This is a genomic window from Streptomyces sp. PKA51, assembly GCF_057552455.1.
Window position 1 is genome coordinate 42588 of sequence record NZ_BAAJPZ010000010.1, and the last position, 19705, is coordinate 62292.

Annotated in this window: 16 protein-coding genes; 5 read left to right on the forward strand and 11 right to left on the reverse strand. The window is 73.0% G+C overall.

Going from position 1 to position 19705, the window contains the following annotated elements:
- The first annotated feature begins 612 nt into the window (after positions 1–612).
- From AC27L3_RS17065 to AC27L3_RS17075, 3 genes are all read left to right on the forward strand, one after another.
- Positions 613–816 carry a cold-shock protein gene (locus tag AC27L3_RS17065; protein ID WP_100044809.1) on the forward strand — a complete coding sequence of 68 codons (204 nt, stop codon included), beginning with the start codon at positions 613–615 and terminating at the stop codon, positions 814–816.
- Between the two features lie 382 nt (positions 817–1198).
- Positions 1199–1513, forward strand: coding sequence for an SCO5918 family protein (locus AC27L3_RS17070; protein WP_487234870.1), 315 nt, complete (start codon positions 1199–1201; stop codon positions 1511–1513).
- A gap of 389 nt (positions 1514–1902) precedes the next feature.
- Positions 1903–3084, forward strand: coding sequence for a polysaccharide deacetylase family protein (locus AC27L3_RS17075; protein WP_487234991.1), 1182 nt, complete (start codon positions 1903–1905; stop codon positions 3082–3084).
- Between the two features lie 31 nt (positions 3085–3115).
- Here AC27L3_RS17075 and AC27L3_RS17080 read toward each other — a convergent pair whose 3' ends face one another.
- The 7 genes from AC27L3_RS17080 to AC27L3_RS17110 all read right to left on the reverse strand — a co-directional run bounded on the left by AC27L3_RS17080 (position 3116) and on the right by AC27L3_RS17110 (position 12811).
- Positions 3116–5179 carry a transglycosylase domain-containing protein gene (locus AC27L3_RS17080; RefSeq protein WP_487234871.1) on the reverse strand — a complete coding sequence of 688 codons (2064 nt, stop codon included), beginning with the start codon at positions 5177–5179 and terminating at the stop codon, positions 3116–3118.
- Between the two features lie 96 nt (positions 5180–5275).
- Complete coding sequence (locus tag AC27L3_RS17085) at positions 5276–5968, reverse strand: nuclease-related domain-containing protein (protein ID WP_487234872.1); 693 nt, start codon at positions 5966–5968, stop codon at positions 5276–5278.
- Positions 5969–6145: 177 nt separating this feature from the next.
- Positions 6146–8272, reverse strand: coding sequence for a 3-hydroxyacyl-CoA dehydrogenase NAD-binding domain-containing protein (locus AC27L3_RS17090; protein ID WP_487234873.1), 2127 nt, complete (start codon positions 8270–8272; stop codon positions 6146–6148).
- Entirely contained in the window at positions 8269–9489 is a 1221-nt protein-coding gene (locus AC27L3_RS17095) for a thiolase family protein (RefSeq protein WP_487234874.1), read from the reverse strand. Before AC27L3_RS17095 ends, AC27L3_RS17090 begins: the two co-directional genes overlap by 4 nt.
- A 231-nt stretch (positions 9490–9720) precedes the next feature.
- Positions 9721–10992 (reverse strand): HRDC domain-containing protein, encoded by a 1272-nt coding sequence (locus AC27L3_RS17100; RefSeq protein ID WP_487234875.1) that lies wholly within the window; start codon positions 10990–10992, stop codon positions 9721–9723.
- 228 nt (positions 10993–11220) lie between these two features.
- The gene (locus tag AC27L3_RS17105; RefSeq protein WP_071963467.1) at positions 11221–11880 is read right to left on the reverse strand and encodes a response regulator transcription factor; all 660 of its coding nucleotides are present in this window, start codon (positions 11878–11880) and stop codon (positions 11221–11223) included.
- Positions 11881–12127: 247 nt separating this feature from the next.
- On the reverse strand, positions 12128–12811 hold the full coding sequence (locus AC27L3_RS17110; RefSeq protein ID WP_365967043.1) for a DUF3000 domain-containing protein: 684 nt from the start codon (positions 12809–12811) through the stop codon (positions 12128–12130).
- A gap of 90 nt (positions 12812–12901) precedes the next feature.
- Between AC27L3_RS17110 and hemE the strand changes: the two genes are divergently transcribed.
- Complete coding sequence (gene hemE, locus AC27L3_RS17115) at positions 12902–13978, forward strand: uroporphyrinogen decarboxylase (protein WP_487234876.1); 1077 nt, start codon at positions 12902–12904, stop codon at positions 13976–13978.
- Positions 13979–14274: 296 nt separating this feature from the next.
- Here the strand turns inward: hemE and AC27L3_RS17120 are convergent, their stop codons facing one another.
- The 4 genes from AC27L3_RS17120 to AC27L3_RS17135 form a co-directional block, all read right to left on the reverse strand.
- Entirely contained in the window at positions 14275–15639 is a 1365-nt protein-coding gene (locus tag AC27L3_RS17120; RefSeq protein WP_487234877.1) for an FAD-dependent oxidoreductase, read from the reverse strand.
- A 30-nt stretch (positions 15640–15669) separates the two neighbouring features.
- On the reverse strand, positions 15670–16131 hold the full coding sequence (locus AC27L3_RS17125) for a peptidase associated/transthyretin-like domain-containing protein (protein WP_487234878.1): 462 nt from the start codon (positions 16129–16131) through the stop codon (positions 15670–15672).
- 1 nt (position 16132) lies between these two features.
- Positions 16133–16834, reverse strand: a complete 702-nt coding sequence (locus tag AC27L3_RS17130; RefSeq protein WP_487234879.1) for a dioxygenase family protein — start codon at positions 16832–16834, stop codon at positions 16133–16135.
- 109 nt (positions 16835–16943) lie between these two features.
- A complete protein-coding gene (locus tag AC27L3_RS17135) occupies positions 16944–18137 on the reverse strand; it encodes a thiolase family protein (RefSeq protein WP_487234880.1) in 1194 nt (397 codons plus the stop codon).
- 121 nt (positions 18138–18258) lie between these two features.
- On the opposite strand from AC27L3_RS17135, the gene hemG reads away from it, so the two are divergent.
- Entirely contained in the window at positions 18259–19704 is a 1446-nt protein-coding gene (gene hemG, locus AC27L3_RS17140; RefSeq protein ID WP_487234881.1) for a protoporphyrinogen oxidase, read from the forward strand.
- Position 19705: the final 1 nt, after the last annotated feature.

Sequence of the window (19705 nt, forward strand, 5' to 3'; positions counted from 1 at the left end):
GGTTGTTCCACTGGTTGGACTTGCTCGCACGGCAGTTCGTCTCTGCCGTGCCCACGTTGACTTCTTGGGTACACCAAAAACGGTAGCCCCACGGCAGGCGAATGTCTACGGTTGCCACGACAGATTTCCTGCAAGGGTGACGAACGGACTTCTCCAGTGCGTACACCCGGGAGAGTGAGTCCACGAGTGGGGCCCCGGCGGCGAACGGCCGTCTCCTCGCATCAGGACGCGGCCTGCCCGCCGGTCCCGGGACGGGCAGGCTCGACGGTGGCATCCAGGAGCCGTGCCGCCTGGGTGATGTTGCCGGCGCGGACCGCTCGGGCCATCGCGGTGCGTACGCCCTCGGGCGTGGCGTCCGGAGGAAAAGGCCGCGCCGACGGGGGCCAATATCTGTTCCCGCGACATGAGAAATAGGTGTGGGGCCCGGCGAATATTTCTCGACCGCCGACCGGAGCGGAATTATTTACCCTGCACGGCCGGTCTCACCATGCTACTGTCGATGCAGTTGCAGGTGTGGTTGCCAGAAGGTTCATTTCCGACGGGGTGATCATCACGGCGACACGGAATTCACACAGGGTGAATTCCTGACACCGTCTCCCAAGGAGAAATGACATGGCAACCGGCACCGTGAAGTGGTTCAACGCGGAAAAGGGCTTCGGCTTCATCGAGCAGGACGGCGGCGGCGCCGACGTCTTCGCCCACTACTCGAACATCGCTGCCCAGGGCTTCCGCGAGCTGCTGGAGGGCCAGAAGGTGTCGTTCGACATCGCGCAGGGCCAGAAGGGTCCGACGGCCGAGAACATCGTCATCGCCTGACACCGGCGGCGACGCATACTCCACGGCCGGGGCCCGCACCTCTGGGGTGCGGGCCCCGGCTCGCTGCTTTTCGGGGCGTTCGGCGGAAAGACTCCACCGCCTCCGGCGACCGGTGACGCATTCCCCGGCGGCCCGACTCGGCCCACTTCGCATCCGGCTCGTCTCTCGAAATTCTCTGCGCCGCTCATCCGCTGCGGGAATTCCTTGCTGCGTGCCTCGCCGAGGAAAGGTCCCCGAATAAAGCGTGCCCGCACATCCCGAACACATGGCCGCTTCTGCGGTCCACTCCGTTCCGCAGGCCGCGGAAATCGCCGGCCGACCCCTCGCCGGACCGCCCCTCTCGCCAGGTCGGCCCGCCGTCCTTCTTCCCCTGTGAGGCATCATGCGCTGTGTCATCGCCCGGTACCCGTTCGATCTGACCAGGAGCGGGGTGATGGCCTCGATGAAGGGGGTCACGCCCGAGATCGTCACGGGTGAGTCCGTGACCATCGGCCGCCGCCGCTACCCGGTCAAGCAAGTGGGCCAGGTCATCACCCGGCAGGACCGCCGCGACTTCACCAGCGGCGAAGTCGTCCGGGCCATGACCCGTCTCGGCTTCACCTGCCACGAACACCCCGAGGCCGCCCCGGCGAGTGTGCCCACTCCGCTCGAAACCGCGTCGACGCTGTTCGGGGGCATCGTCCCACCGGAGGCGTGAGCGGGCGGAAACCGCCATCGGGGACCCGGCAGGGGCCCTGCCGACGCGCGTCGGCAGGGCCCCTGCCGTCGTTCCGTCTCCTCGCCGCCCGCAGCCGGGACAACAGGGGCGGCGCCCCTCGAGGAGGCTCGGCGCATCAACGCCGAGTACCGCCGTGCCGCGAAGGAAGCGTCCGGCGATTCCGGTCCCGATTCCGGTCCCGGTCCCGGTTCCGGCTGATCACGTGGTCGCGGAGCACCCTTCCCTGCGGGGTTGTCGGACCGGCCTGTGATACTGGCGGCCTGAACACCTGTACCGTCGCCAGGGAGTGCGAAGTTGTGAAGAGGTCTGTCTACGTTCCGACGGCTCTGGGCTCCCTGTGCGTCGTGACGGCCCTGGTGGTCGGCCTGATGCGCGGTGACGGCGACGGGGACGGTGCACGGGCCGCGGGGGCGTCGGCCTCCGCGCAGGCCGGGGCGAACAGCGAGGTCAACGGGGGCAAGAAGCCGGAGGAGGTCTGGGACGGCAAGGTCCACGTCCTCGGTGACGGGTCGACGTCCTACACCGGTCCGCAGCCGAACGTGCCCAAGCCGGAGAAGCTCAAGCCCGGCGAGAAGCCGCCGCAGTTCGTGGTGTTCTCGTGGGACGGCGCGCTGGAGGGCGACGACCACCTGTTCTCGCACTTCAGCCAGGTCGCCAAGGCGAACAACGCGCAGATGACGTTCTTCCTGACCGGCATGTACCTGCTGCCGAAGTCGAAGGCGACGCTGTACAAGCCGCCGCAGCACAAGCCCGGCGAGGCGGCGATATCGTACGCGACCGACGAGCACATCAAGGACACCCTGGGGCAGCTGCGCACGGCCTGGCTCGCCGGCAACGAGATAGGCACCCACTTCAACGGGCACTTCTGCGGCGCCAAGGGCGGCGGGGACTGGAGCCCGCAGGAGTGGAAGAGCGAGATCGAGCAGTCGTACGCGTTCGTGGAGAACTGGAAGACGAACACCGGCTACAAGGATCTGCCCCCGCTGCCCTTCGACTACAAGAAGGAGCTGGTGGGCGGCCGCGCGCCGTGTCTGGAGGGGCAGAAGAACCTGCTGACGGCGGCCAAGGAATTCGGCTGGCGGTACGACGCGAGCTCGCCCGGCGACTTCCAGCTGTGGCCGTCGAAGGTCGACGGCATGTGGAACTTCCCGCTGCAGCTGCTGCCGTACCCCAAGAGCGACAAGCAGGTCCTGTCCATGGACTTCAACTTCCTCTTCAACCAGTCCGGTGACAACACCAAGGGCGATCCGGCGAAGTACGAGGAGTGGCGGAAGCTGACGCGGGACGGCTACCTCAACGGTTTCGAGCGCGTCTACAACGGCAGCCGGGCGCCCCTGTTCATCGGCAACCACTTCGAGGACTGGAACGACGGCATCTACATGAAGGCCGTGGAGGACGTCATGAAGTCGGTGTGCAGGCGGGACGGGGTGCGCTGCGTGTCCTTCCGGCAGGTCGCCGACTGGATGGACGCCCAGGACCCGAAGGTACTGGCGAAGCTGCGCACCCTGGACCCGGCGCAGGCGCCGGACTGGAAGACGTTCCTGAAGTAGCCGGCACCCGGGCGGGCCATCCCGGCAAGCCCTACGGCTTGCCCATGTAGGCCGTCCAGATCTGCAGCGGGTACGGGCTGCCCTGGGCGGCCTTGACGCCGCCCAGCCCGTCCAGCGGCAGCAGTTCCTGGCTCTTGGGGTCGATGCGGGAGAGGGAGACGGCGGTGGCGACGGTGCCGCGGTAGCCGGCGAACCAGGCCGACTTGTTGTCCGGGCCGGTGCCGCTCTTGCCGGCCGCCCCGGGACCTGCGGCCTTGGCGGCGACCGCGCTGCCGCGCTGGACGGACTCGTGCAGGGCGTCGTCCACGGCGCCGGCGGCGCTCGCGGTCAGGGCGCGGCGGGCGGCCGGCTTCTCCACGGGCACCGGGTCGCCGTTGCGGCTGAGGGCGGAGACGGAGTACGGCTCGGTGTGCATCCCCTTGCCGGCGAACGTGGCGTAGGCACTGGCCATGCGGATGGCGCTGGGCCGGGTGGTGCCCAGGGAGAAGGCGGGCACCTGGGGGCCGAGGCTCTCGGGGAGCAGTCCGGCCTGGACGGCGGTGCGGCTGACGCGGTCGAGTCCCACGTCCATGCCGAGCTGCATGATCGGGGAGTTCACCGACTGGGCGACCGCTTCCTTCAGGGAGATCTTCCCCCACGACTTGCCGTCGTCGTTGCGCGCCTTGACGATCTTGCCGGAGCGGTCCCAGTAGGGGCCCTCGGGCGTGCGCACGGCGATCTTGTCGTTGCCGTCGTAGACGCTGGCGGGGGTCACGGGCGTGCGGGTGGCGCCGCGTTCCCGCTGGATGCCGTTGGTGAGGGCGGAGGCGTAGACGAAGGGGGCGAAGGCGGTGCCGGCCGGGACGACGGTGGAGTTGGCGTCGTTGAAGCCCTGCTTGAGGTAGTCCGGGCCGCCCTGGAGGGCGACGATGCGCCCGTCGGTGGTGACGGAGGCGGCGCCGATGCGGACGTCGCGGTCGGTCTCGCGGTTGGCGGGGTCGAGCTTCTCGCGCACCGCGGCCACCGCCTTGTCCAGCGCCTCGACCTTGGGCTTCTCGAAGGTGGTGCGGATCTGGTAGCCGCCGAGGTCGAATTCGGCGTCGGAGACGTCGCTGTGGGCGCTGACGTAGGCGCGGGCGGTGTCGACGAGGTAGCCGACCTGGCCGGTGAGCCCCTCCGGCCTGGGCGGCGCCTTGGGCTCGGGGAAGGTGGTGTAGCCGGCGCGCTCGGCGGGCGAGAGCTTGCCGATGGCGACCATGCGGTCGAGGATCCACTTCCAGCGCTCGACGGCGCGCTCGTGGTTCTTCGGGCCCATGGCCGGGTCGTACAGGGCGGCTCCCTTGAGGAGGGAGGCGAGGAAGGCGCCCTCGCTGGGGTTGAGCTGGGAGACGTCCTTGCCGTAGTAGGCGTGGGCGGCGCGCTGGATGCCGTAGCTGCCGCGCCCGTACCAGCTGGTGTTGAGGTAGCCCTGCAGGATGTCGTTCTTGCTCACCTTGTCGTCGAGCTTGATCGCGATGATCATCTCGGTGAGCTTGCGGGTGAGCGTCTGCCGCTGGTTGAGGTAGGCGTTCTTGACGTACTGCTGGGTGATGGTGGAGCCGCCCTGGGTGTCGCCGCCGGTGAGCATGCGGGTGGCGGCGCGGGTCATGCCGCTGACGGAGACGCCGTCGTCGGAGTAGAACGTCTCGTTCTCCGCGGCGAGGGCGGCCCAGCGGACCTTCTCCGGGATCTTCTCCAGGGCGGTGTCCTGGCGGTCGACGGGACCGGTGCGGGCCATCTCGGTGCCGTCGGCCCAGTAGTAGACGTTGTCCTGCTGGGTGGCGAAGGCGTTGAGGTCCTCGGGTATGTCCGTGGTCGCGTACAGGATGCCGAAGAGGATCACCGCGGTGCCGGCGAAGGATCCGAGGAGCCCCAGCGTCTGACGCCACGACGGCACCCAGCGGCGGAAGCCCTTCTTCCCCGGGCGGGGGTAGGCGGGCTTCAGGCGCTTCCAGAAGCGCAGCGCGGCGAACCGTTTCAGCCACTGCAGCGCGGGCGGGTCCGTACGGGGCCGGGCGCGCCGGCCGCGCGAGCCGGAGTGGTTGCGGCCGTGCGCCCTGCCCTGTTCTGCCACCACCGGTTGAACCTGCCCTCGCCCGAACATCCATCGCTGGATCTCTTACTCGATTTCGGGCCGAGTCTGCCACAAGCGGAATATGCGGGCTCCACCCCTTCAGGCGGCGAACCACACCCGGCGGTTGCGCGCCACCGTGTGGATACGGTCCACCCGGTCCGGGCGCAGCACCCCGCCCAGGGTTCCGAGGCCGGCCGCCACCTCGTCCTCGCGCAGCACCCGGACGTCCCGCAGCGCCGGCGCCACCCGCGCCTCGGCCGCCCCGGCCAGCACCAGCACGGCCCGCACCGGCACCGGGTAGCCGCAGCAGCGCGAGAGCACCGGGGCGCAGCGCTGCGCGCCGCGCCGGGCCCGCCGTACGCACGGGCGCGGCTGCCGCTCGCGCCCCACCCGCACCTCGTCCTCGCCCACCTCGACGCGCGCCGCCGGCACGGGCTCGGTCTGGACGCAGAAGACGCCGCCGGGGCCGATGAGCAGGTGCGGGATGACGGCGTCCCCGGGCAGCACGATGGAGTGCACGACCTCCCAGCCGCCCGGGGTGAGCCCCTCCAGCTGCGCCCCGACCCGCACTTCGGCGGCCAGCGACCGGCGCCAGGAGTCCTCCACCGGCCGCCGCCCCAGCAGCCGGGCCAGGGCCAGGGAGAGCCGGCCCCGGCGCGAGGCGTCCAGCCGGGCGCGCAGCGTCTCGCCCGGCCGGTTCGGGGCGAGGTCGTCGTCGGGTGGCAGGAAGAGCCTGTCCGGGTCGAAGACCCTCCCGTTGGCGCTGCGCTTCGCTTCCGGCCGCTCTCGCACGCCCATCACCCCCACCCGCCATACTGCCGCAGAAGTGCGGGAACCAACCCATTCGCCCACCCGTTGAACGCGGTGAGGCCCCGCGGTGTCCCCCCGACCGCGGGGCCTCGCCAGTGTTCCGGTACGGGACGGGGCCCGGTCGCCGCGCGACCGGGCCCCGTCCGGGTACCACTTCGGCTACGCCGGGACGCTCGCCACGCCCTGCGGCAGGAAGCGCTTGCCGTTCACGCGCTCGGAGACGCCCTCGCGGTCCAGGTACGGCGTGACGCCACCCAGGTGGAAGGGCCAGCCGGCGCCGGTGATCAGGCACAGGTCGATGTCCTGCGCCTCGGCGACGACGCCCTCCTGCAGCATCAGGCCGATCTCCTCGGCGACCGCGTCCAGGACGCGGTCGCGCACCTGCTCCTCGGTCAGGACGACGTCGCCCTGCTGCAGCAGCGCCGCGACCTCCGGGTCCAGCTCCGGCTTGCCGGAGTCGTAGACGTAGAAGCCGCGCTTGCCGGCCTTGACCACGGCCGCGAGGTTCGGGGAGACCTTGAAGCGGTCGGGGAACGCGCCGGCCAGCGTCTCGGAGACGTGCAGGCCGATCGCCGGGCCGACCAGCTCCAGCAGCACCAGCGGCGACATCGGCAGGCCGAGCGGCTCGACGGCCTTCTCGGCCACCGCGACCGGGGTGCCCTCGTCGATGACGTTCTGGATCTCGCCCATGAAGCGGACCAGGATGCGGTTGACCACGAACGCCGGGGCGTCCTTGACCAGCACCGCGGTCTTCTTCAGCTTCTTGGCCACGCCAAAGGCGGTGGCCAGCGCGGCGTCGTCGGTCCGCTCGCCGCGGACGATCTCCAGCAGCGGCAGGATCGCGACGGGGTTGAAGAAGTGGAAGCCCACGACCCGCTCGGGGTGCTTGAGCTTGGAGGCCATCTCCGACACCGACAGCGAGGAGGTGTTGGTGGCGAGGATCGCGGTCTCGGGGACCACCGCCTCGACCTCCGCGAACACCTGCTGCTTGACGCCCATCTCCTCGAAGACGGCCTCGATGACGAAGTCGGCGTCGCCGAAGGCGGCGGCCTTGTCCAGGGAGCCGGTCACCGCGGCCTTGAGGCGGTTGGCCTTGTCCTGGTTGATGCGGCCCTTGAGCAGCAGCTTGTCGATCTCGCCGTGGACGTAGGCGACGCCCTTGTCCACGCGCTCCTGGTCGATGTCGGTCAGCACGACCGGCACCTCCAGGCGGCGGGCGAACAGCAGCGCCAGCTGCGAGGCCATCAGACCGGCGCCGACGACACCGACCTTGTTGACCGGGCGGGCCAGCGACTTGTCCGGGGCACCGGCGGGGCGCTTGCCGCGCTTCTGCACCAGGTTGAAGGCGTAGATGCCGCTGCGCAGCTCGCCGCCCATGATCAGGTCCGCGAGGGCCTGGTCCTCGGCGTCGAAGCCCTGGCGCAGGTCGCCGTTCTTGGCGGCGGCGATGATGTCGAGGGCGCGGTAGGCGGCCGGGGCCGCGCCGTGCACCTTGGAGTCGGCGAAGGCGCGGCCGCGCTCGACGGCCCGGTCCCAGGCCTCGCCGCGGTCGACCTCGGCCCGCACGACCTCGGTCTCGCCCGTGAGGACGGAGGCCGTCCACAGCAGCGACTGCTCCAGGAAGTCCGCGCCCTCGAAGAGCGCGTCGGCGATGCCGAGCTCGAAGACCTGCTTGCCCTTGAGCTGACGGTTCTGGTTGAGCGCGTTCTCGATGATGACCGAGACCGCGCGGTCCGCGCCGATGATGTTCGGCAGCAGGGTGCAGCCGCCCCAGCCGGGGACGAGGCCCAGGAAGACCTCGGGCAGGGAGAAGGCGGGGATCGCCTTGGAGACGGTGCGGTAGGTGCAGTGCAGGCCGACCTCGACGCCGCCGCCCATCGCCGCACCGTTGTAGTACGCGAAGGTCGGGACGGCCAGCGAGGACAGACGCTTGAAGACGTCGTGGCCGCCCTTGCCGATGGCCAGGGCCTCCTCGTGCTTCTTCAGCAGCTCGACGCCCTTGAGGTCGGCGCCGACGGCGAAGATGAACGGCTTGCCGGTGATGCCGACGCCGACGATGTCGCCGGCCGCGGCCTCCGCCTCGACCTGGTCGATCGCGACGTTGAGGTTGGCGAGGGACTGCGGGCCGAAGGTGGTCGGCTTGGTGTGGTCCAGGCCGTTGTCCAGCGTGATGAGCGCGAAGCGCCCGGCGCCGGGGAGGTCGAGGTGGCGCACGTGCGCCTGGGTGACGACCTCGTCGGGGAACAGCTCGGCCGCGCCCTTCAGAAGCTCAGCGGTGGTGCTCACTTGTTGCCTCCGTCGAAGTGCGGGTTCTCCCAGATGACCGTTCCGCCCATGCCGAAGCCCACGCACATGGACGTGATGCCGTAGCGGACGTGCGGCTGGTCCTCGAACTGGCGGGCCAGCTGCGTCATCAGCCGGACGCCGGAGGAGGCCAGCGGGTGGCCGAAGGCGATGGCGCCGCCGTACTGGTTGACGCGCGGGTCGTCGTCGGCGATGCCGTAGTGGTCCAGCAGCGACAGGACCTGGACGGCGAACGCCTCGTTGATCTCGAAGAGACCGATGTCGTCGATCGTCAGGCCGGCCTTGGCCAGCGCCTTCTCGGTGGCCGGCACCGGGCCGATGCCCATGACCTCCGGCTCCACGCCGGCGAAGGCGTAGGAGACCAGACGCATCTTCACCGGCAGGCCCAGCTCGCGCGCCACGTCCTCGGCGGCGATCAGGGAGGCGGTGGCACCGTCGTTGAGACCGGCCGCGTTGCCCGCGGTGACCCGGCCGTGCGGACGGAAGGGGGTCTTGAGGTTCGCCAGGTTCTCCAGCGTGGTGCCCGGGCGCATCGGCTCGTCGGCCGTGGCCAGGCCCCAGCCCGTCTCGCCGCCCTCGGGGGACGTGCGGCGGACGGAGATCGGCACCAGGTCGGCCTGGATCTTGCCGTCGGCGTACGCCTTCGCGGCCTTCTCCTGGCTGCGCACCGCGTAGGCGTCGGCGCGCTGCTTGGTGATGTGCGGGAGGCGGTCGTGCAGGTTCTCCGCGGTCATGCCCATGAACAGGGCGGACTCGTCCACCAGCTTCTCGGAGACGAAGCGCGGGTTGGGGTCGACGCCCTCGCCCATGGGGTGGCGGCCCATGTGCTCGACACCGCCGGCGAGGGCGATGTCGTACGCGCCGAGGGCCACGCCGCCCGACACGCTCGTCACGGCGGTCATCGCACCGGCGCACATGCGGTCGATGGAGTAGCCCGGCACGGACTGCGGCAGGCCCGCGAGGATGCCGGCGGTGCGGCCCAGGGTCAGCCCCTGGTCGCCGATCTGCGTGGTCGCGGCGATTGCGACCTCGTCGATGCGGGCCGGGTCCAGGTCCGGGTTGCGGCGCAGCAGTTCCCGGATGCACTTGACGACCAGGTCGTCGGCGCGGGTCTCGTGGTAGATGCCCTTCGGGCCCGCCTTGCCGAACGGGGTGCGGACGCCGTCGACGAAGACGACGTCCCTAGCGGTACGAGGCACGTTGGCTCTCCTCCAGGTGGATCGCTGCGCGCGGGCATGCCGATACGGCTCCGCCGCGGTGCGGGCTGACACCGTCATGCTACTTGCGGGTAACCACACTGCACAGCCCCCCTGGCGGGGCGTCGAAGGTCACATTCCACGAGGCGGGGGGCGGTGCCCGCAACGCGAACGCCGGACGGGCTGCAGTGCAGCCCGTCCGGCGTTCGTGGAAGCGTTCCGTGCCCCGCGCGCTCAGCGCGTCGCCAGCGCCTTCACCAGGACCGGGGTCACCTGCTCGACCTGCCACGGCCGCGCCCCGTACCCGACGAGGATCTCCGCCACGGCCTCCGCCGTCACCGCCCGCGGCGGCTCCCAGCACAGTCTGCGCACCGTGTCCGGTGTGATCAGGTTCTCCTGCGGCATGGACAGCCGTTCCGCCAGCTCGGAGACCGCCGTGCGGGCGGCGGCGAGGCGGGCCGCGGCGGCCGGGTCCTTGTCGGCCCAGGCGCGCGGCGGGGGCGGCCCGGTCAGCGGCTGGCCCGGCTGCGGAAGCTCCGCTTCCGGCAGGGCGCGGGCCCGCTCGACGGCCGCCATCCACTGCTCCAGCTGCTTGCGGCTGGTGCGGTGCCCGAAGCCGGGCAGCGCCGACAGCGCCTGCACGGTGGCCGGCAGGGCGAGGGCGGCCTCGACGATGGCCGCGTCGCCGAGCACCTTGCCCGGGGAGACGTCGCGCCGCTGGGCGATCCGGTCGCGTACGGTCCACAGCTCGCGCACGACGGCCATCTGCCGGCGCCGGCGCACCTTGTGCATGCCGGAGGTACGGCGCCAGGGGTCCTTGCGGGGCGGGGCCGGCGGCGCCGAGGCGATGGCGTCGAACTCCTGGCGGGCCCACTCCAGCTTGCCCTGACGGTCGAGCTCCGCCTCCAGCGCGTCGCGCAGGTCGACCAGGAGCTCGACGTCGAGGGCGGCGTAGCGCAGCCACGGTTCGGGCAGCGGGCGGGTGGACCAGTCGACGGCGGAGTGGCCCTTCTCCAGGGCGTAGCCGAGGACGTTCTCGACCATGGCGCCGAGGCCGACGCGGGCGAAACCGGCGAGCCGGCCGGCGAGCTCGGTGTCGAAGAGCCGGGCCGGCGTCATCCCTATCTCGCGCAGGCACGGCAGGTCCTGGGTGGCGGCGTGCAGCACCCACTCGGCGTCGCCGACGGCCTCGCCGAGGGCGGAGAGGTCGGGGCAGCCGACGGGGTCGATCAGGGCCGTGCCGGCGCCTTCGCGGCGCAGCTGGACGAGGTAGGCGCGCTGGCCGTAGCGGTAGCCGGAGGCGCGTTCGGCGTCGACGGCCACGGGGCCGGTGCCCGCGGCGAAGGCCGCGACCACCCCGGCCAGGGCGTCGGCGTCGGCGACCACCGGGGGGATGCCCTCGCGCGGCTCCAGCAGGGGGATCGGCGCCGGTTCGACGTCGTCCGGGGGGCCGCCCCCGGTGGTTCGCAGTGTCGTGTCTGCTGCGGTCTCTTGGGCGTCGGTCACTGGTCAAGGGTATCTGTGCATGGCAAGCGCCCGTCGCCGGAACGTTCCGGCGACGGGCGCGGCCGTCTCGTGGCGCGCTGTGCGCACCCCGGGTACCCGCTGTGCGCGGGCTCTGCGGGCCCGGCGGACTCAGGGGACTCGGCGGGCTCAGCGGACTCAGCGGGCCCGGTGGACTCAGTGAACCCAGCGGACTCAGTGAACCCAGCGGGCTCAGTGGACTCAGTGGACTCAGTGGATGATGCCCGTGCGCAGGGCGACGGCGACCATGCCGGCCCGATCGCCGGTGCCGAGCTTGCGGGCGATGCGGGCGAGGTGGCTCTTGACGGTGAGCGCCGACAGGCCCATGGAGACGCCGATGGCCTTGTTGGACTGGCCCTCCGCAACCAGCCGCAACACCTCCACCTCGCGTCCGGAGAGCTCGCGGTAGCCGCCGGGGTGCCCGGGGGCGCCCGGGGGGCGGCGCTGCATCCGCGCGGCGGCGGAGCCGATCGGGGCGGCGCCGGGGCGGCCGGGCACGCCGAGGTTGGTGCGGGTGCCGGTGACGACGTAGCCCTTGACGCCGCCGGCGAGGGCGTTGCGTACGGCGCCGATGTCGTCGGCGGCGGACAGGGCGAGCCCGTTGGGCCAGCCCGCGGCGCGGGTCTCGGAGAGCAGGGTCAGGCCGGAGCCGTCGGGAAGGTGGACGTCGGCGACGCAGATGTCGCGTGGACTGCCGATGCGCGGCCGGGCCTCCGCGATCGACGACGCCTCGATCACGTCGCGCACGCCCAGCGCCCACAGGTGACGGGTGACCGTGGAGCGGACCCGGGGGTCTGCGACGACGACCATGGCCGTCGGTTTGTTCGGGCGGTAGGCGAGGCTAGCGGGTTGCTCGAGGAGAACGGACACCAGGCCTCCAGGTGGGGGGAGTGGTGGGGACGGGTGCCGACTTGGGGATAAGCCGGGGCGTTCCGTATCGGAAGGGTCACAAGGTGCTTCGGCAACCGAACCGGCCGGCTTTAGGGAATGATCACGAATTGGTGAGTAACAATTCGGGCAATTCAGACGATTGCCCGATCGTGTTCGTCACCCGTATGACCGAAACCCGCCGGTCGCGGGCGCGACCGGCGGGTCGGAAGGGACGGGTGGGGGGCGCTCAGCGGGGGTGCGGCCCCCGGCGCTGCGGCAGCGTGACGATGCCCGCCTCCGGGCCGCCGCCCGGCGGCAGCCCCGCGATCTGGCACAGCAGGTCGCACCACGCCGCCAGGTGCGCCCCGGTGTCCGGCGCCACCGGCTCCGCACCCCGCGCCCCGGCCTGGCCGCCCGGCCGCGTGGCCGGCGAGGGCGCCGGCGACCACGAGGCCCGGATTTCGATGCGCGTGGACGGCTCCCGCTCGCGCAGACCCCCGAAGTAGTGCGAGCCGGCGCGCGTGACCGTGCCGCTGGGCGCCACGTACGGCACCCGGCGCGCCTCCAGGGCGCCGGTGAGCCACGACCAGCACACCTCCGGCAGCAGCGGATCGGCCGCCATCTCCGGTTCCAGCTCCGCGTGCACCAGCGTCACCAGGCGGAAGGTGCCGCCCCACGCCTCGTGCCCGGCGGGGTCGTGCAGCAGGATCAGCCGCCCGTCCGCCAGTTCCTCGTCGTCCACGACGACCGCCGCCTCCAGCGCGTACGAATACGGGGCGAGCCGCTGGGGCGGCGGTGTCGCGTCCAGCTCGATCTCGGGCCGCAGGCGTACTGCTTGCAGCCCGGCGACAGCCTGCCGGAAGACGGACGGGGTGCCCTCCCCATCCGCGTCGTCCGGACCGTCCGAGAGGTGTCCCTGCGCCGCAGCCATGCCCGGAAGACTAGGCGGAAGGACGCGCGGTTCCGGGTAGGACACCCACACGGGCGGGTCACTCGTTCGGCCCGTGCGAAGATTTGGGGCATGAGTGAGCGCAGCCACCAGCAGACCGGCCGCACCGCGGCACACGAAGCGGCCCACGACTCGGCCTTCCTGCGGGCGTGCCGGCGCGAGCCGGTGCCGCACACGCCGGTGTGGTTCATGCGCCAGGCCGGCCGCTCGCTCCCGGAGTACCGCAAGGTCCGCGAGGGCGTGCCGATGCTGGAGTCGTGCATGCGCCCGGAGCTGGTCACCGAGATCACCCTGCAGCCGGTGCGCCGGCACGGCGTCGACGCGGCGATCTTCTTCAGCGACATCGTGGTGCCGCTGAAGGCCATCGGCATCGACCTCGACATCAAGCCCGGCGTCGGCCCCGTCGTGGCCGACCCGGTGCGCACCCGCGCCGACCTCGAACGCCTGCGGCCGCTGGAGCCCGGCGACGTGTCGTACGTCACCGAGGCCATCGGCATGCTCACCGCCGAGCTCGGCGCCACCCCCCTCATCGGCTTCGCCGGCGCGCCCTTCACCCTCGCCAGCTACCTCATCGAGGGCGGCCCCTCGCGCACGTACGAGCGCACCAAGGCCATGATGTACGGCGACCCGCAGCTGTGGGCCGACCTCGTCGGGCGCCTCGCGGCCATCACCTCGGCGTTCCTGCGCGTGCAGATCGAGGCCGGCGCCAGCGCCGTCCAGCTCTTCGACTCCTGGGCCGGCGCCCTGGCCCCCGCCGACTACCGCCGCTACGTCATGCCCGCCTCCTCCGAGGTCTTCGCCTCCGTCGCCGACTACGGCGTCCCGCGCATCCACTTCGGCGTGGGCACCGGCGAGCTGCTCGCCCTCATGGGCGAGGCCGGCGCGGACGTCGTGGGCGTCGACTGGCGCGTCCCTCTGGACGAGGCCGCCCGCCGCATCGGCCCCGGCAAGGCCCTGCAGGGCAACCTGGACCCGACCGTCCTCTTCGCCCCGCGCACGGCGGTCGAGACCAAGACGGACGAGGTGCTGGCCGCGGCACGCGACCTGGAGGGCCACGTCTTCAACCTGGGCCACGGCGTCATGCCGTCCACGGACCCGGACGCCCTGACCCACCTCGTCGAGTACGTCCACGAGCGCACGGCGCGCTAGCCCTGCGGGGCGCCCCGTCGACTGTCGGCTGCGGGCCGTCGCTGCGGCACGCTAACCCCTGCGGCGGATCCACGGCGCCCCGCAAGGGGCGCGGGGAACTGCGCGATCGGCCACCGACGGCCCGCAGTCGACGCACCACCCCCAGGCCCGGGCGAAGCACCGCACCCTGTCCGCGGGCGCGTCGTGGCTTGTCGCGCAGTTCCCCGCGCCCCTTTCGGGGCGCCACGTCGACTGTCGGCTGCGGGCCGTCGCGGCGGCAGCCGCAGATCGACGCCGCCTCGCGCCCCTGACGGGGCTCAGCCCGCCGCGGCGGCCTTGCGGGCCGCCACCAGGATCGGGTCCCACACCGGGGAGAACGGCGGCGCGTAGCCCAGGTCCAGCGCCGTCATCTGCTCCACCGTCATGCGGGCGGTCAGTGCCACCGCCGCCACGTCCACGCGTTTCGCCGCGCCCTCGCGGCCCACGATCTGGACGCCCAGCAGGCGGCCCGTGCGGCGTTCGGCCAGCATTTTCACCGTCATCGGGGCCGCCCCCGGGTAGTAGCCGGCCCGGCTCGTCGACTCGACGGTCACGGCGTGGAACGCCAGACCCGCGGCGCTCGCCTGGGTCTCCAGCAGGCCCGTGCGGGCGATCTCCAGGTCGCAGACCTTGCTGACGGCGGTGCCGACCACGCCCGGGAACGTGGCGTAGCCGCCGCCGACGTTGGTGCCGATGACCTGTCCGTGCTTGTTGGCGTGCGTGCCCAGCGCGATGTGCCGCATGCGCCCGGAGACCAGGTCGAGGACCTCGGCGCAGTCGCCGCCGGCCCAGACGTTCTCGTGCCCGCGCACCCGCATCGCGAGGTCCGTCAACAGGCCGCCGTACTCCCCCAGCGGCAGTCCGGCCGCGTCCGCCAGGGACGTCTCGGGGCGGACGCCGAGGCCGAGGACGACCACGTCGGCCGGGTACGCGCCGGCGTCGGTGGCCACGGCCGCGACCCGTCCGCCGGGGCCGGTGTGCACGCCGGTGACAGCCGTGTCGGTCACCACGTCGATGCCCATGCCGCACATCGCCTTGCGCACGAGCGCACCCATGTCGGGGTCGAGCGTGGACATGGGCTGGGACGCCTTCTCGACGACCGTGACCGCGTAGCCGCGCCGCAGCAGGGCCTCCGCCATCTCGACGCCGATGTAGCCGGCGCCGATGACGACCGCCCGGCCCCCGTCCGGCCCGTCCAGCCCGTCGAGGAGCGCCTGCCCGTCGTCGAGGGTCTGCACGCCGTGCACCCCGGGCGCGTCGATGCCCTCCAGCGGGGGGCGCAGGGGGCGTGCGCCGGTGGCCAGGACCAGGTCGTCGTAGCCGTGCCAGGTCTCCTGACCGGAGGTCAGGTCGCGGACGCGGACGCGCTGTCCGGGCAGGTCGAGCTCGGTCACCTCGGTGCGCATGCGCAGGTCGATGCCGCGTCGGCGGTGCTCCTCGGGGGTGCGGGCGACCAGGGCGCCGGGCCCGTCGACGAGCCCGCCCGTCCAGTACGGGATGCCGCAGGCGGAGTACGAGGAGAAGCGGCCGCGCTCGAACGCCGTGATGGTCAGCTCTTCGGGGTCCTTGAGCCGGCGGGCCTGGGACGCGGCGGACATGCCCGCCGCGTCGCCGCCCACGACCACCATCCGCCGCTGCGTCATCGCTGCTCCCCTCGTCCTGTGCCGATCACGTTACGGGCCGGGCGCCGGCCGGAGGAAGACCGTTTCGGCGGGGCCGCCGAGCCGTACGTCGAAGCGGAACCGGTCCGCGGCCTCGCGCACGGCCAGCAGCGTCCTCCGCCGCCCGGCCGGCAGGCCGGCCGGCAGCGCGTCGCCGTCCGGCCCGCCGAAGTAGGCCCGGGTGAACAGGTGCCCCGGCATTCCGCGGGCGAACAGGCACACCGCCGCGTAGGACCGATCCTCGGGCGGCCGGATGCGCGCCTCGTAGTGGCCGTCGGGGCCGGTGGCCGCCCGGACCAGGCCGGATGCGGCCTGCCGGAACTCCAGCAGCGCGTCGGGCACGGGCGCGCCGTCCGCGTCGTAGACGTACCCGTGCAGCAGGACCGGGCCGGGACGGCCGGCAGGTACGGCCCCGGACAGGCCGAGCGTGAAGAACGGGCCGATGGTCTGGCCCGGGGTGACCGGCAGCGGCATGTCAGCCCTGTCCCTCGCGCCAGGTGGCGTACGGCCCGTCGAGGACGACGTCCCAGCGGAAGCCGCACTCCTCGGCCGGGTCGGGCACGGCCAGCAGGCGCCGGCGCGCGGCCGGGTCGGGCACGGCGGCGAGGATCGCGTCCTGGCCGAGCAGCGGGTCGCCGGTGAAGTACATCTGGGTGACCAGGCGTTGGGTGAAGTCCGTGCCGAAGAAGGAGAAGTGCACGTGGGCCGGGCGCCACCAGTCGCCGGGCCCGGGCACCGGGTAGGGACCGGGGCGGACGGTGGTGAAGCGGTAGCGGCCCTCGGCGTCGGTCAGGCAGCGGCCGGCGCCGGTGAAGTGGGGGTCGAGCGGCGCGGGGTTGCGGTCGGCGGGATGCGCGTAGCGGCCGGCGGCGTTGGCCTGCCACACCTCGACGAGCTGCCCGCGCACGGGCCGGCCGCCGCGGTCGGTGACACGGCCGTGGATGGTGATGCGCTGCCCCAGCGGCTCGCCGGCGTGCTGCCGTGTCAGGTCGCTGTCGTACGGCCCGATATCGGCGCTGCCGAAGACGGGCCGGCCGAGCTCGACCGCGTCGGGGTCGAGCGGGATCGCCACGGCCGCGTGGCGCGGCCGGCGTGCGGCCAGCCCCGTGTAGGGCGGCACCGTCCCGCCCGGCGGGCGGGACGATGTGTGGTCCGGGGACGTACTGGGCGCTGTCATGCGGCTGACCTACCCCCCGCCGCGGCGCCCCTCCCGTTCGATTCCCGCCGTTGTGCGGGGCGGCGGGGCGGTGCGTCACCTCGACGTGATGAAGTCCGGGGCAACCCGGTCAGCGTTCCAGGACCAGCGCCTGCCCCTGCCCCACCCCGATGCACAGGGCCGCCAGGCCCGTGCCCGTACCGGCGGCGGCGAGGCGGTGGGCGAGGGTGCCGGTGATGCGGGCGCCGGAGCAGCCGAGGGGGTGGCCGAGGGCGATGGCGCCGCCGTGCGGGTTGACCAGGCGGGGGTCGAGTTCCGGCCACTCGGCGAGGCAGCCCAGGGCCTGGGCGGCGAAGGCCTCGTTGAGTTCGACGTCCGTCAGGTCGGCGAAGCCGCGGCCGGCCTTGGCCAGGGCCCGGCGTACGGCTTCGACGGGGCCGAGGCCGTACAGGTCGGGCTCGATGCCGGTGACGGCGGTGGCGCGAATGCGGGCGAGCGGTTCGCGGCCGGTGGTGCGCAGGCCCTCCTCGTCGCACAGCAGCAGGGCGGCGGCGCCGTCGTTGAGGGGTGAGGAGTTGCCGGCGGTGACGGTGCCGCCGTCCTTGCGGAAGGCGGGCTTGAGGGCGGCGAGCGCCTCGGGTGAGGTGGTGTCGCGGATGGATTCGTCGCGGGTGGCGGTCACCCCGGGCAGCGGGACGACCTCGGCGTCGAAGGCGCCGTCCTGCCAGGCGCGGGCGGCCTTGCGGTGGCTGGCCAGGGCGAAGGCGTCCTGCTCCTCCCGCGTGATGCCGTGCTTGTCGGCGACGAGTTCGGCGCCCTCGCCGAGGGAGACGGTCCAGCGCGGCGGCATGGCGGGGTTGGTCATGCGCCAGCCGAGCGTGGTCGAGTACAGGTCCTGGTGGCCGGCGGGAAAGCCGCGCTCGGGCTTGGGCAGGACCCAGGGGGCGCGGCTCATCGACTCGAGGCCGCCGGCGATCATCACGGAGGCGTCGCCGAGGGCGATGGCCCGGTAGGCCTGGACGACGGCTTCCATGCCGGAGGCGCACAGCCGGTTGACGGTGGCGCCGGGCACGCAGACGGGCAGGCCGGCCAGCAGGACGGCCATGCGGGCGACGTTGCGGTTCTCCTCCCCCGCGCCGTTGGCGTTGCCGAGGACCACGTCGTCGATCCGCGCCGGGTCCAGCTGCGGGGCCCGCTCCACCAGGGCGCGCACGACGTGCGCGGCGAGGTCGTCGGGGCGCACGCCGGCGAGGGCACCGCCGTACTTGCCGACCGGGGTGCGGACGGCGTCGACGATGTACACATCCCGGATGCGGTCGTTCATGGGTTCTCCGTAAACGGTGGGGGCGGGTGGGACGACTCGTGCGCGCGAGTCTTCGCGGGGCGCACAGTGCTGTCAATGGGGTGCCGGTGGCCCCCGACCGGGGGTTTGAGACAGTGGGCACATGAGCGCAGCGCACATCCCTTCGCGGCACGTGGTGGTCATCGGTGGCGGGATCTCCGGGCTGGCGGCGGCCCACCGGCTGCTCGAAGGGGGGGTGCGCGTGACCGTCCTGGAGGCCTCGGGGCGACTCGGCGGCAAGCTGCTGGCCGGGGAGATCGCGGGCCTGCCCGTGGACCTGGGGGCCGAGTCGATGCTGGCGCGCCGCCCGGAGGCGGTGGACCTGGCGCGGGCGGTGGGTCTGGGCGACGCCCTGCGGCCGCCGTCGGCCACCGCGGCGATCTGGAGCCGCGGCGTGCTGCGGCCACTGCCGACGGGGCACATGATGGGCGTGCCCGGCGATCTCGGCGCGCTGGCCGCCTCCGGTGTGCTCTCCGCCGAGGGTCTGGCGCGCGTCGCGCGGGACGAGGAGCTGCCGCCGGCCGAGCTCGGCGAGGACGTGGCGATCGGCGCGTACGTGGCCGAGCGCATGGGCCGCGAGGTCGTGGACCGGCTGGTCGAGCCGCTGCTGGGCGGCGTGTACGCCGGTGATGCGTACCGCATCTCGCTGCGCAGCGCCGTCCCCCAGCTCTTCGAGGCCGCCCGGACGCACGGCACGCTCACGGCCGCCGTCCGTGCCCTGCAGGCGAGGGCCGCTGCCGCGCCCCGCCCGGACGGGCCGGTGTTCGTGGGGGTCGAGGGCGGCGTCGGCCGGCTGCCGCTGGCCGTCGCGGACGCCGTGCGGGCGCTGGGCGGCGAGATCCGCACGCACGCCCCCGTGACGGAGGTCGCGCGCCGGGGCGAGGGCTGGCTGGTCGAGGTGGGCGAGGAGACGCTGGCGGCCGACGGTGTCGTCGTCGCCACGCCCGCCCCCGACGCGGCCCGCATCCTGGCCCGCGCCTGCCGCGGCGCGGGGGCGGGCGGCGTCGTCGAGGGCCTGGCGGGCATCGAGTACGCCTCGATGGCGCTGGTCACCATGGCCTTCCGCCGCTCGGACGTGGAGGGGCTGCTGCAGGGCAGCGGCTTCCTGGTGCCGCCGGTCGACGGGCGGAAGATCAAGGCGTCCACGTTCTCCAGCAACAAGTGGCGCTGGAACGCCGACGCCGGCCCGGACCTGTTCGTCCTGCGCACCTCGATCGGCCGGTACGGCGACGAGGAGGACCTGCTGCGCCCGGACGCCGAGCTGGTGGCGATGTCGCTGAAGGACCTCGGCGACGCGGTAGGCCTGGCCGCCGCCCCCGTCGACACGCGCGTGACCCGCTGGGACGCGGGGCTGCCGCAGTACCCGGTCGGCCATGCGCAGCGCGTGGCGCGCATCCGGCAGGAGGCCGGCCGCCTGCCCGGCCTGGCCGTGTGCGGCGCGGTGTACGACGGCGTGGGCATCCCCGCCTGCGTCTCCAGCGCGCACCGCGCCGCGGACGGGCTTCTGGCGACCCTGGCCGAGGGCGCGCGGGACGAGGGGGGACAATAGG